This is a genomic window from uncultured Clostridium sp., from assembly GCF_900547735.1.
GTDB lineage: Bacteria > Bacillota > Clostridia > Lachnospirales > Lachnospiraceae > Otoolea.
In genome coordinates this window covers 1-12,382 of record NZ_URHZ01000115.1, presented here as the reverse complement: position 1 = coordinate 12,382, position 12,382 = coordinate 1, and the positions used below count along the sequence as shown (strand labels likewise).

Below are 12,382 nucleotides of genomic sequence, written 5' to 3'. Positions count from 1 at the left end.
GGGCTTCAAGGTCACCCTTCGGAAAGTTTTTCTCCTCCTTCCCCGGGCAGGTTGTTGACGGGACTGAAGACTCAGCGAAAGTATTGCCCCGTCCGTCATCTTCAGAGGCCGATTGTCCCTTTCGTTAAGCATGAGGAGAGTAGTGTCGCGGGCATATACGTCCCGTTTCACTGAGGGCGTATGAATACGTTTTTGGTTTGCTATTCCGGGTTTATAGTATATACTTTAATTTATGGGAAAAGGAAGTGCGGGATATCCTGCATTCGAAATAATGAAATGGGTAGATAACAGGTAATATTAAAACATAAATGGCTGTAAAGCACAGATAATATACTATATTCCTGTCAGGAATATGTGGCCTTGGCGGGACTTTGGGACCGGATTTTTGCGGTGGATGCTGAAAAGGGAATATGCAGGAATAAGGTCCGCGCTGTGGAGGTTATGGCATATTTACGACAGGAATGTGGTTCCCGGGCGGACTTGGGCCGGGGATTGTGCTTATGGTACTAGTGGAAAAGAGGAAGCAGACTTATGAAAATCGACCGCCTCATCGGTATCCTTTCCATTCTTCTTCAACAGGAAAAGGTGACGGCGCCATATCTGGCAGAAAAATTTGAAGTTTCACGCAGGACAATTAACCGGGACATTGAGGACATCTGTAAAGCGGGGATTCCCATTGTCACGTCACAGGGGCAGAACGGGGGGATTTCCATTATGGAGGGTTACCGGATGGATAAAACCCTGCTCACATCCTCCGACATGCAGGCTATTCTGGCGGGGCTAAAGAGCTTGGACAGTGTGTCGGGATCGAAACGGTATCAGCAGTTGATGGAGAAACTGGCAATGGGGAATTCCTCCGTTCTGGCATCGAATAATCACATTATGATCGACCTGGCGTCCTGGTACCGCTCCTCTCTGGCGCCGAAAATCAGTGTGCTTCAGGCGGCTGTCGAGGACAGGCGGAAGGTGGAGTTTAACTATTATGCGCCGGGCGGGGAGAGCAGCCGGAGTATTGAACCGTATCTTCTCATTTTTAAATGGTCGTCCTGGTATCTGTGGGGATACTGCTGTGAAAAGCAGGATTACCGCCTTTTTAAACTGAACAGGATGACGGAATTAAAAGCGACGGAGGAACAGTACGAACCCAGGCAGATACCGGTGCCGGATCTGTCGGCAGAGCGTGTTTATCCGCTGGGGATTGATGTGGAGGCCGTTTTTGAGCCGGATATGAAATGGCGGCTGGTGGAGGAATTCGGCATGGAGAGCTTCACGGAACAGGAAGACGGACGGCTTAAATTTTCCTTCGGTTTTGCGGACAAGGAGAACCTGTTCGGATGGCTGCTGAGCTTTGGGGACAAGGTGGAACTGACAAAGCCGGCGGAACTTCGCAGAGAGCTTTATGAGATGATGGGACGTCTTCAAAAAATGTACCGTGAATGATGACGCACAGATGTCATGTTTCATATGGTATGCTTTGTCTATCAGAAAATAAGACAGGAGAGAAGAAACAATGGAATATGAGATTGTAAAATTAGAAGAGAAAAAAGCAGCGGGAATTAAGGCGAGAACAAATAATATGTCTCCGGATATGGGAGCGGTAATCGGAGGACTGTGGGGTAAATTTTATTCTGAGGGAATCTATGAGTCCATTCCGGGAAAGACGAATGAGAAAGTTCTGGGTATTTATACGGAGTATGACGGAGACGCGATGTCGGATTACACCATTGTCGTTGCCTGTGAGGTAGATGGGAAAGAGGAACTTCCCGGAGATACGGTTCTTGTCACAATCCCGGCCGGAAATTATGCCAGGTTTATTGCAAAGGGCGATCTGCATGAGGCGGTTGCAAAATGCTGGCAGGAAATTTGGAGTATGGATCTGTCAAGGACCTTTGCCTGCGATTTTGAGGAGTATCAGGATGACAGCATGGACGAGGCCGAGATACACATCTATGTAGGTTTAAAGGAATAAAGACGTTACGCTCCGCAGTCTGCCGGCAAACGCATGCTGCGAAAAATATCATGTATGAGAAGATGTGAGGGAAAAGGCACCAAGGAGGGTGATGATATGGCTTCAAGCATGGAATTTGTTCAATATGCGGCAGACCAGATGAGAAACGCAGGGGAGATTACCTATAAAAAGATGTTTGGGGAATATGGCATCTACTGTGACGGCAAGATAATCGGCCTGATCTGCGACAATCAGCTCTTTATCAAAATTACGGAGGCGGGGAAAAAACTCTGTCCCGATTTTGAGGAGGAGGCGCCCTATGAGGGGTCTAAGCCGTTTCTGCTGGTGGAGGACATCGATGACAGGGAATTACTGACCGAATTGGTGGTGGAGACATTCAGGGAACTTCCCATGCCCGCGCCCAAGAAGAAAAAAACGGAGAAACGGGTAAAGCGGGAGACGGTGCCCGGGGAGAAAGTGGATTTCAAGAAACGTGACAAGATCCTTTACCAGCCGGGGAAGAAACCGTCCATCGTGGACGTGCCGGAGATGACATTTTTTGCCGTAAAAGGTTCCGGTGATCCCAATACCTCCGAAGAATATAAAGAGGCGGTGGGCGCTCTGTATGCCCTGTCTTATACGATTAAGATGAGCAAAATGAGCAGCCAGTGCCCGCCCGGATATTTTGATTATGTAGTGCCTCCGTTAGAGGGACTGTGGCTGGTGGATGACCGGGGATTTGATGGGACAAACATCACGGATAAGAGCCGGTTCCAATGGATCTCCATGATCCGGCAGCCCGACTTTGTGACGGAGGAGGTATTTGAACAGGCCAAAGAAAGCTGCAGCAGGAAGAAACCGGAGATTGACCTGTCAAAGGTCCGTCTGGTAAAATATACGGAGGGTCTTTGCGCCCAGATTATGCATATCGGGCCATATGACAGTGAGCCTGAGACGATCGGACGGATGGAATGTTTTACGGAAGAGAACGGCTATAAGACAGACATAAGCGACAAACGGCCGCACCATGAGATCTACCTGAATGATCCGAGAAAAACAGCTCCTGAGAAAATGAAGACAGTCATCAGGCACCCGGTGAGAAAAAGAGATTAGTGTGCCGGTACGCCGGAGCGTACGGATGGGAACGCGATATGCACGCAGTATGAGGGAGGCGTCATTTTGGAGATTATAACAGTTACGAAGGAAAATCTGGATCAGGAACACATCTGCTGTGCCATTTCCAGCAACAAGGACTGCCAGGTATTGTCGAAGAAGGCCTGGCTCGCGGAGAGGTTTGATGACGGCCTTGTTTTCAAAAAAGGAGATGTGCGCGGAAAATGCTTTATTGAATACATTCCGGCGGAAAAGGCCTGGGCGCCTGTCGAAGCGGACGGATACATGTATATCGACTGCATGTGGGTTGCGGGACAGTATAAGGGACAGGGAAATGCCGCGCTTCTTCTGGATGAATGCATCCGTGACAGCAGGGAAAAGGGGAAGAAAGGACTTGTGATTCTTTCTTCTAAGAAAAAAATGCCATTTTTGGCAGAACCGAAGTTTCTGCGCTATAAAGGCTTTCTCACCGCAGACACAGCAGAGCCGTTTTACGAACTGCTCTATCTTCCCTTTGAAGACGGCGCCGATAAACCGTGCTTTAAGGAACAGGTCAAACAGCCCCGAATCGGAGAGCAGGGATTTGTGCTTTACTATGCGAACCAATGTCCATTTACGGCCAAATACGTTCCCCTGATAGAGGCGGCGGCCAAAGAAAAAGGGGTGCCGTTCCGGTCGATCCGTTTTGAGACAACGGAACAGGCCCGGAATGCTCCGGCGCCGTTTACGAGCTACAGTCTGTTTTATAATGGAGAATTTGTGACAAACGAAATACTCTCCGTACCGAAATTTGAGAAGCTGGTGGAAGCAAAAAGAGGGTGACGGGCATGCTGGAAACCGTGCTCATTTCCGATAATACCGTATCCGTCAAAAAGGATGCAATCCAGCTTTTATGCGATTATACATCGCCTCCATATCCCGTATTGCAGTCAGATTTTGATCGGATAGAAGAGGAATTGAAACCAGATGTGAGATATTTAATTTACCGGCAGGAAGATTAAATAAGAGCTTAAGTGAGATAAACATCAGAAAGACGGAGAAGCGGAGACAGCGGGAGGAAATAGTTGGTGGAAACAGCAGGATAGAAATAGATGAGTGAAGACAACAGATAGAAATAGAAAGGGGATATACAGAATCATGGTTTCAAATGATTCTGTATATCCCTTTTTGTAATCGGAAAAGAGCCCCGGAGTTTATCCTGCAGGTGGAAGTAGAAAACGGCCTAAACCATGAGCTGTTCCTTCAGGTACCTTCCGACCACATTTGAGAAGTCGTTTATATTCCTGATATAGGCAAATTCATTTCCAAATATCTGCCGTTCTGCAGGAAGGGCCTCCTCCTCGCCGGCGAAAATTCCCATGACGGCAATTCCCTCATTTCTAAGGTGATAGACCTCCCTTGCCGTATCTTTCACCGCGTATTCATTGCAGTACTGGACGCGCAGGCGGCTTTTGGACTTACTTACAATAATATCGTTCGGTGTTCCGTCGCTTAATACAATCAGGATTTTATTCTCTTCCTTTCGCGCGGCCAGACTGTAGGCGGCGGCACGGATGGCGAGTCCGTCCCGGTTATTGGCGGAGCCGTAGAATTCCAGGATGCGTTTGTCGGCCTCGATTGGTTCATCATAGTCGCGGAACCGTCTCATCACCGTGTAATCCCCGAATGTGCAGAATCCCATCACGCGGTGGGGAATCTCCGCCAGACTCAGCGCTTCACTGATAATATAGCCCTGGAGCGCTACCATGCTCTGCCGGATCTGCTGGGAGCCGCTGGAATCGATCAGGATTTCCACGGTAAAATCGGTGAATTCCTGTGTGAATTCACGGTCAAATAATTTCCTGTTGCTGGTTCTTCCCAGGTTCCATAGACGGTCTACCCGGATTTTACCATATTCACCCGGGAAAATTTCCTTCTCCTCCCTGGTGAGGAGCGCCCTCTTTAAGATGTCGGCCAGTGAGAGGATATTCTGTCTCGTGACAAGCTGGTTTGCTCTCAGGACATCGAGATTTTCAAACAGAATGCGTCTTGCATACTCGACCTGGTAGGTGTCGGAAGCGGTTTCCCGGCTTTCCGGCCTGTCTTGGCTCTGCGCCTGATTCGTAGTATCAGCCCCGTCCGTTTCATCCGTATCGCCGGGATGGAGCAGGCCGTCGGTAAAGTGCAGTTTGCATTCCTTGTGGGCGCCGGTACAGAGTTTATGGGTAAGCCGGCGCTGCTCCTTTGGAGTCAGGTAGCTCTTCCCATAATTCAGTTCAATATAGTCTTTTGCCAGCGCCATGGACTCATCTTCCAGAACAACGGCATTCGGCTTTTCGGCCTTGTTTTTACCGTCGTCGTCCTCCTGAAGATGATCGGCCAGAAGATTGACGATGCGGTCTTCCTCTTTTTCGGGCTTATCGTCCTCTTCATCGGAGTCGGACTGCTTATCACCACGGCCCGGATCGTCCTCAAATAAGCCAAACCCCTTGAATTCATCTGCAAATCCCTTGGGATAGGCTCCATTGTACACTTCATCGAGACAGCGGATGATCTCGACCGTATCGTCTGCGTCCTCAAGGGCACAAATCTTATCAACCCAGACCTGTTTTGAGGAAGGGGCGGGAGTGCGGTAGAGGCAGAAACGCAGATAGCAGGCCTCCAGAGCGCCCCAGTCCGTATGTGTCAGACGGCTTTCGTCTTTTCTCAGCGTATCCTCAAATGCCAGCCGCCTGATATCGGTTACTCCTCCGCGCTCCGCGGCCACCTTTTTCCAGACCGCGCTCTCAATGCACATGCGGGAGAGGGGCAGGAGTACGGAAGGTTCGGCTCCGAAGAGAAACGCCTTCTCAAAATACTGTTCCAGCGTCTGAGGGCGGAAGTATCTGGCGAAGCCGCCTTTGCAGCAGGCGTCGTAAAGAGCAATATATTTTGATCTGCGGAATAAAGAGGCGTCCACCTCGGCCCCCAGACTGTAGTCACCGCTTATGGTCCATAAGAGGTTCTTAAGGCGGTTCTGGATTCGGGCGGTTTCCATCTCTTCATCCGGTTCCGGTTCCGCCGGAGCCGGAATTTTTATCTCTTCCGCTTCATATTTCATGGTTTTCATAGGCGCCTCACTTCTCAAAATACATCGCTGCTGGTCCATGAATCGGGAATCCGGGTCAAGACGATGTCATCCACCATATCCTGCTCGAATACATCAAAGCACTTGTTGGTTATGCCCATAGTGACGGCGGCTTTCGGCGTCAGCCCGCCGCGGATCAGCTTCAGGGAACCGATCATACCGCGCAGATCCACAGGTTTCGTGGAAATCTCCCCGTTCTTTGCCTTAACCTGAAGATCCAGGAAAAGTCCCGAAAATTGTTCCAGAGCCGGAAGGGCGGCTCCGGGAACGGCGGCATCCAGAATTCTTATCAAATCCTCCTGGCCGAGAGTCGGCATATTGATGACCATGAAACGGGAGACAAGAGCCTCGTTCAGTTCCTTCGTCCCCGCGTATCCGTAGTTCATTGTTCCGATAAAACGGGCCGCGGGGTGCAGTTCGATCCTGTCATATCCGGGAACATCAATGATGCGGCGGTAGTCGAGCGTGGCATGAAGTACGGAAACGGCATCATTTTTAGCCATATTAATCTCATCCAGGATACCAAAACCGCCGTAAGCGGCACACTGGTACACAGGCCCTCTGCGCAGCTTCACCTCATTATCCACAAAAGTATCGCTCCCGATCAGGGTGCCGCTGTCCGTATTCACATGAAAGGACATATTATAAACAGGCCGTCCAAACATCCAGGCCAGATTTTCCGCCAGAATATTCTTTCCCGTCGCCTTATCCCCGCAGAGCAGAAGATTCTCACCCTCCAGCAGAGCGGAAACGGCCATCTCCACGATTTCCTTTCCAAAGAAGGGCATATCGGGCTGATAGACACGCCGTCTCACCTCCTCCGCAACAGGATATTCGGCTCTGAAACGTTCAAGTTCTTTTAATAAATGTTCACTGATTTCTTCCTTCGGTTTCATATAAATCCCTCCTCAAACACCCAACACTCCGGGAGCACCGGGTCAGATTTCATTGTCATAGTTTATCCGATTTACGACATTCCATAATGCCTCATCATAAACTCGGCCATCCTTTTTACATGTGTTTCAATATCTAAGATTATTATAACAACGCAGAATCTAAAAAACGTCGATACAATCCCCCCAATTTCCTCCATCAAAAAGATCCGGCAAACGCACTTTAGACGTTACCGGATCCTTTCGATGACTAAAACAACAAAATCAAAATAAAAAGTTTAGAACTTTAGAATTTAAGTTAATTGTACATCCGTTCAGCAATATTCATAGAACCTTCTGAACTTACAGAGATGCGGGAATTACCGAAACTTCATGGACTGCCGGATCTACGTGAATTATGAAAATACGGGAACTGCCGGACCTACGGGCCCTATGGAAACTGCCGGAACTACCGAAATTTTGTGCATTACGGAAACTACAGATTCAACGGGCACGCGACCCCTTCGCGGCTTCAGTCCCGGCCAAAACCTTCCCGGCGGGGAAAACTAAAGGGTATATTACTGTGAATAGGTTGTATTCCGCGAGGTGTTTTTTTGTGAGTGCAGCGAAGCGGAAGTCACAGAAAACCCGAGGGTTGCAGCGCGAAACGGTGTATTTTACCGTTTCTGTGCATCGCGTAGCGTGTTGCTGGCCATGGAGTGGATAGTAACCTTTTTCTGACCGGATTCCCCGCCCTCGCGATCCCCTCCCTGCCCGGGACTGAAGCTATTCCCCCTATTTTTCCTCCACAAGCTCATCCAACGACCCAAAATGATACCCCATCTCTTCCCACTTCGTCAGCAGTTCATCCAGAATCTGTCCATTGGTTTTAGAGGTACTATGTAACAGCACAACGGCTCCGGGATGAATGCGGCCGAGCAGCTTTTTAAACGCCTCTTCCTTTGTCGGCTGTTTATCTTCATACCAGTCAACATAGGCAAGGCTCCAGAAAAAGGTTTTATATCCCATATCGTTTGCCATCTGCAGGTTGCTTTCGCTGTATTTTCCCTGAGGCGGCCTGTAGTATTTTTTCATGGGCTGGCCGGTGGTCTGTTCGAAAAGCGTTTCCAGATCGCCCAGTTCTTTTTCAAATGATTCTTTTGTGGAGAGTTTGGACATGTCCGGGTGATGGAAGGTGTGGTTGCCCACGTTGTGGCCCTCCGCGATCATCCGTTTGACGAGATCCGGGCTGGTCTGCATGTAATTGCCGACCAGGAAAAACGTAGCCTGGGCGTTATGTTTTTTCAGCGCATCCAGGATTGCGGCAGTGTTGCCGTTCTCGTATCCGGCGTCAAAGGTCAGATAGATCACTTTATCCTGCGTGTTTTGGACATAGTAGGCATTGTACTGTTTCAGATAGTCGGCCGTCGCATTTCCTATCGGAGCCTGGCCTTCGGTCTGGAAACTTAAGCCCCAGTTACCGTCTGCGGAGGCAGGGACGGCGGAAGCGCTGTGGTGGGATTCCACGGGGGCCGCGTTCTTATGAGGTTCCACGGTCTGGGCAGCGGCCCGGCCCACAAAGAAAGAGAGGGCAAAGATGGCTGCGGTAGACAAAACCTTTCGGGATGTGATTTTTTTAGCCTGGGTTTTCAGAGAGTGAGCGCTTAGATGGGGCAGACGGGCCCTGAGCCCTTCGATCCGGATCCGTTTGCCTTTGAGTTTGAGATGCTTTTTCATAGAGACACAAAAATCCATTTCAGAAATGTTTATTACAATATATCGAAACAGGGGATGTATCATTCATAATAGTTGCCCTCCAGGGCGTTCTCCGGGGCATTTTCTGATGTTTTTCGTGAAAACCCGGAAAAATCCCGTAGAAAGTCATGGAGGAACGGTAAATGTCATTCCTGTTTTCTCTGTCTGTATTCTTTTGGAGAACATTTGTAATAACGTCTGAACAACTGGGAGAAATTCCCGGGGCTGTCGAAGCCGCATTCCTGCGCGATATTGGATACGCTTTTTCCCGGTTCGCGAAGAAGCAGGGAGGCTCCCTGCATAATTCTGTATTTAATCAGATACTGCACCGGTGAAATCTGGATGGTTCTTCGGAAACAGCGCAGACATTCGCGTTCCCCGATATTGGCGGCTTCCGCAATTTGAGCCAGGTTCAGGTCTTCACAAAAATGGCTGTGGATATAATCGAGCATTGTCCGGATGCGCAGATTGTCGGGAGCAAGCCCGGGCTGTTCGGACGGCTGTTTCCCGCCGTATTTTTGACAGAGCGAATAACAGATTCCGGAGAGATTCTGCCTGACCGTGAATTCATAGCCCGGAAGATCTCCTGAAAGGGCGCGGAAGGCCTCTGTAAACTGCTTTTCGAAGAGTTCCTGCTCGTGGGAAACGAGGAGAAACGGGCAGCCGTCAAAAGCGGGGGAGGAGATGAGTGGCGTAATGTATTTTTCTGCAAAGACGGAGTCTGCGCTTCCCGTGATGAACAGAGGGTTAAAGACAAAGGATTGCAGCTCACAGTAAGGTTTTGCCGCCGCAGAGTGGAGAATATTGGAATTGACGGCAATTCCTTCCCCCTGTTTTAAATGAAATGTTTTCTCCGGTATCTGAAGTTTCAGGTTTCCCGATTTTATATAAATGACCTCGAATTCCGCATGCCAGTGCCAGGGAATGGCGTCCTCCGCGCCGTCCGTATAGGCGGAGGCATAACCGGCACAGGGGAAGGACGGCGTGCCGTGTGGCTGCAGCTCCTCGTTGCTGCGGTTCAGATTCAATCCGCATTTTTGCAGACTCATTATATCACCTCCGTATCAATTGGAACTAATATAGAACAATTTGACTATTAGTCGGTTTTTTTATATTATATGTCTGGAATAAGGTAGATTCAAGATAAAAAAGACGGTATTCTATGAATCATAGGAAATTACGTCCTATGATTTAAAAAACGTTCCGTGGGGATGCACATGCCTCGCAGAGGTAAATAGTTGCTGAAGCAACCGCGCGGCAGCGCAAGAATCCCGGGTTAGCGGCATGAAACAGGTATCGCCCATTCCATACCGCAGACCCGTTTCACGACGTATGGAAATAAATTCAGGAGGATTAAAATGTTCCAATTACTGCTTATTATTATTTATCTGGCGTTTATCAGTCTGGGGCTGCCCGATTCGCTGCTCGGCTCGGCCTGGCCGTCCATGTATGGCGAATTAAATGTGCCGGTTTCCTTTGCCGGGATTATCAGCATGATTATCGCCGGAGGCACAATCATATCCAGCCTGTTCAGCGACAGGCTGATCAGAAGGTTCGGCACAGGGCTTGTGACGGTTGTCAGTGTTGCAATGACCGCAGTTGCCCTGATGGGATTTTCACGTTCCCATTCGTTTACGCAGCTCTGTCTGTGGGGAATTCCCTACGGGCTTGGGGCCGGGAGTGTGGACGCGGCGCTTAACAACTTCGTGGCTTTGCATTACAAATCACGCCATATGAGCTGGCTGCACTGTTTCTGGGGAGTGGGAGCCACGGCGGGACCGTATATTATGGGACTTTGCCTGACACGGGGACTGCAGTGGAATTCGGGATACCGGACAATTGGAATCATCCAGTTTGCTCTGGTGGCATGCCTGCTCCTTTCTCTGCCGTTGTGGAAATCAGGAAAGGATGACGGGAAAGGGGAAACTCCGGAATATAAGGGGATTGGACTCGGGGAAACACTGAAGCTGCCCGGAGCGAAGGCAATCCTGACGGCGTTTTTCTGCTACTGTTCTTTGGAGGCCACAACCGGCCTGTGGGCGGGCAGTTTTATGGTGCTTCACAAGGGCATCAACGCAGAGACGGCGGCAAAGTGGGCCTCTCTTTTTTATCTGGGAATTACAATCGGCCGTTTTATCTGCGGATTTATAACCGATCGGTTCGGCGATCAGAATATGGTGCGTCTGGGGCAGTTTCTAGCAGCGTCCGGGGCATGTCTGATTCTCCTTCCTTTTGGAAATGCGGCTGTGCTTGCGGGGCTTATTCTCACGGGAGTGGGCTGCGCCCCGATTTATCCGAGCCTGCTTCACGCGACACCGTATAATTTTGGCGCGGAGTATTCCCAGTCCGTCATGGGCATGCAGATGGCCTGTGCCTATGTGGGAACCACCCTGATGCCGCCGCTGTTCGGACTGCTGGCGGAATGGATTGGAGTCTGGCTCTATCCATTCTATCTGCTGATTTTTGTGGCGGGGATGTTTATAATGACGGAGAGAATGAACCGCATCAGGTCTGCTTCTGAAAAAACGGACGGAATTCCTTCGCCGGATGCGGTATAAACTGTGCACCGATGGCAGCACAAATTGTCATGAAGAATGTTCCTGTCTTTTGTATACTGGGATTGTAAACAGGAAAGGGGAAATGAGATGGGATGGATAGACGGATTGCAGAGAGCAATTGACTATATTGAAGACAATCTGACCGAGAAACTGGATTATGCCGAGATTGCCAGACAGGCATATTCCTCCAGCTTTCATTTTCAGAGAGTTTTTGGGATTCTCTGCGGTTATTCACTGGGAGAATACATCAGAAACAGGCGGCTGACCCTTGCGGGCAGTGAGCTGGCCTCGTCGGACGGCAAGGTGATAGACGTAGCGGTAAAATATGGGTACGACAGCCCGGAGAGCTTTTCCAGGGCGTTCTCCAGATTCCACGGCATCACTCCGTCCCAGGCGCGCTCACGAAAAGCGGAGCTTAAATCATTCTCCCCCCTTTCCATCAAACTCGTATTAGAAGGAGGAAACGTGATGGATTACAGAATTGAGAAAAAAGACGCATTTAAGGTGATTGCACGCAGAAAGAGATTTAAGGGAACCGGGGATATCACGCAGCAGAGCATTCACAGTGCGTGGGAGGAGTGCGGGAAAGACGGAGTGCTTGCAACACTGTGCCGCTATATCACGCCGGAAAGCGTATTCGGTAATTCAATTGTGGGCGTCTGCTTCGACAACCCGAATGAAGGTGATTTCGACTATGCCATCGGAGCGTCCTATGAGGGCGGCGAGCCGGCTGAGGGACTGACGGTGGAGGAAATTCCGGCAAATACCTGGATGATATTCAGCGGTACCGGAAGTATGCCGGATGCATTTAAAGATTTATGGAAGAGAGTCTATACCGAGGTATTCCCGACCAGCAGCTATCAGCCGTCCGGAGGAATGTGCATTGAGGTGTATAAGAGCGATGAAGTCCATTCGAATGATTTTTCTTTTGAGATTTGGCTGTCTGTGGCTCCGGGGAAGATGAAATGATGAAAAGATTTAGTTGAGATGCGAGGACGCCTCTGTAAGACGGCGGACGGGGGAGTGGGAG

General features: G+C 49.8%; 11 protein-coding genes and 1 pseudogene. 8 read left to right on the top strand and 4 right to left on the bottom strand.

The window, feature by feature from the left end; all coding sequences use genetic code 11:
* The first annotated feature begins 531 nt into the window (after window positions 1-531).
* The 6 genes and pseudogenes from QZT18_RS22305 (at window position 532) to QZT18_RS22280 (ending at window position 4,062) form a co-directional block, all read left to right on the top strand.
* Entirely contained in the window at window positions 532-1,440 is a 909-nt protein-coding gene (locus QZT18_RS22305) for a YafY family protein (RefSeq protein ID WP_294151703.1), read from the top strand.
* A 70-nt stretch (window positions 1,441-1,510) separates the two neighbouring features.
* Complete coding sequence (locus tag QZT18_RS22300; protein WP_294151699.1) at window positions 1,511-1,969, top strand: GyrI-like domain-containing protein; 459 nt, start codon at window positions 1,511-1,513, stop codon at window positions 1,967-1,969.
* 96 nt (window positions 1,970-2,065) lie between these two features.
* A pseudogene (locus QZT18_RS22295) lies at window positions 2,066-2,383 on the top strand (TfoX/Sxy family protein); the annotation flags it as partial.
* Window positions 2,360-3,061 (top strand): GyrI-like domain-containing protein, encoded by a 702-nt coding sequence (locus QZT18_RS22290; RefSeq protein WP_294151708.1) that lies wholly within the window; start codon window positions 2,360-2,362, stop codon window positions 3,059-3,061. The pseudogene QZT18_RS22295 and the gene QZT18_RS22290, both read left to right, overlap by 24 nt.
* Before the next feature lie 66 nt (window positions 3,062-3,127).
* Window positions 3,128-3,883: an N-acetyltransferase gene (locus QZT18_RS22285; RefSeq protein WP_294151696.1), complete on the top strand. Its 756-nt coding sequence runs from the start codon at window positions 3,128-3,130 to the stop codon at window positions 3,881-3,883.
* 5 nt (window positions 3,884-3,888) lie between these two features.
* Entirely contained in the window at window positions 3,889-4,062 is a 174-nt protein-coding gene (locus QZT18_RS22280; RefSeq protein WP_294151694.1) for a hypothetical protein, read from the top strand.
* A 221-nt stretch (window positions 4,063-4,283) separates the two neighbouring features.
* On the opposite strand, the gene QZT18_RS22275 is transcribed toward QZT18_RS22280, so the two are convergent.
* From QZT18_RS22275 to QZT18_RS22260, 4 genes are all read right to left on the bottom strand, one after another.
* Window positions 4,284-6,149: a hypothetical protein gene (locus tag QZT18_RS22275; protein ID WP_294151692.1), complete on the bottom strand. Its 1,866-nt coding sequence runs from the start codon at window positions 6,147-6,149 to the stop codon at window positions 4,284-4,286.
* Between the two features lie 14 nt (window positions 6,150-6,163).
* Window positions 6,164-7,063, bottom strand: a complete 900-nt coding sequence (locus QZT18_RS22270; RefSeq protein WP_294151691.1) for an AAA family ATPase — start codon at window positions 7,061-7,063, stop codon at window positions 6,164-6,166.
* 771 nt (window positions 7,064-7,834) lie between these two features.
* Entirely contained in the window at window positions 7,835-8,839 is a 1,005-nt protein-coding gene (locus QZT18_RS22265) for a polysaccharide deacetylase family protein (protein WP_366925955.1), read from the bottom strand.
* Between the two features lie 101 nt (window positions 8,840-8,940).
* Window positions 8,941-9,843: an AraC family transcriptional regulator gene (locus tag QZT18_RS22260; RefSeq protein WP_294151690.1), complete on the bottom strand. Its 903-nt coding sequence runs from the start codon at window positions 9,841-9,843 to the stop codon at window positions 8,941-8,943.
* A gap of 309 nt (window positions 9,844-10,152) precedes the next feature.
* Here QZT18_RS22260 and QZT18_RS22255 point away from each other — a divergent pair, with 309 nt between their 5' ends.
* Together QZT18_RS22255 and QZT18_RS22250 are read left to right on the top strand one after the other, a co-directional pair.
* Window positions 10,153-11,352, top strand: coding sequence for a sugar MFS transporter (locus tag QZT18_RS22255; RefSeq protein ID WP_294151688.1), 1,200 nt, complete (start codon window positions 10,153-10,155; stop codon window positions 11,350-11,352).
* Between the two features lie 87 nt (window positions 11,353-11,439).
* A complete protein-coding gene (locus QZT18_RS22250; RefSeq protein WP_294151686.1) occupies window positions 11,440-12,321 on the top strand; it encodes an AraC family transcriptional regulator in 882 nt (293 codons plus the stop codon).
* Window positions 12,322-12,382 lie beyond the last annotated feature (61 nt).

What these genes read in the sequence shown, in the direction of transcription:
- QZT18_RS22305 (WP_294151703.1), top strand. Translation starts at nt 532, where the DNA reads ATGAAAATCGACCGCCTCATCGGTATCCTTTCCATTCTTCTTCAACAG.
- QZT18_RS22300 (WP_294151699.1), top strand. Translation starts at nt 1,511, where the DNA reads ATGGAATATGAGATTGTAAAATTAGAAGAGAAAAAAGCAGCGGGAATT.
- QZT18_RS22290 (WP_294151708.1), top strand. Translation starts at nt 2,360, where the DNA reads ATGCCCGCGCCCAAGAAGAAAAAAACGGAGAAACGGGTAAAGCGGGAG.
- QZT18_RS22280 (WP_294151694.1), top strand. Translation starts at nt 3,889, where the DNA reads ATGCTGGAAACCGTGCTCATTTCCGATAATACCGTATCCGTCAAAAAG.
- QZT18_RS22275 (WP_294151692.1), bottom strand. Translation starts at nt 6,149, where the DNA reads ATGAAAACCATGAAATATGAAGCGGAAGAGATAAAAATTCCGGCTCCG.
- QZT18_RS22270 (WP_294151691.1), bottom strand. Translation starts at nt 7,063, where the DNA reads ATGAAACCGAAGGAAGAAATCAGTGAACATTTATTAAAAGAACTTGAA.
- QZT18_RS22265 (WP_366925955.1), bottom strand. Translation starts at nt 8,839, where the DNA reads ATGATACATCCCCTGTTTCGATATATTGTAATAAACATTTCTGAAATG.
- QZT18_RS22260 (WP_294151690.1), bottom strand. Translation starts at nt 9,843, where the DNA reads ATGAGTCTGCAAAAATGCGGATTGAATCTGAACCGCAGCAACGAGGAG.
- QZT18_RS22255 (WP_294151688.1), top strand. Translation starts at nt 10,153, where the DNA reads ATGTTCCAATTACTGCTTATTATTATTTATCTGGCGTTTATCAGTCTG.
- QZT18_RS22250 (WP_294151686.1), top strand. Translation starts at nt 11,440, where the DNA reads ATGGGATGGATAGACGGATTGCAGAGAGCAATTGACTATATTGAAGAC.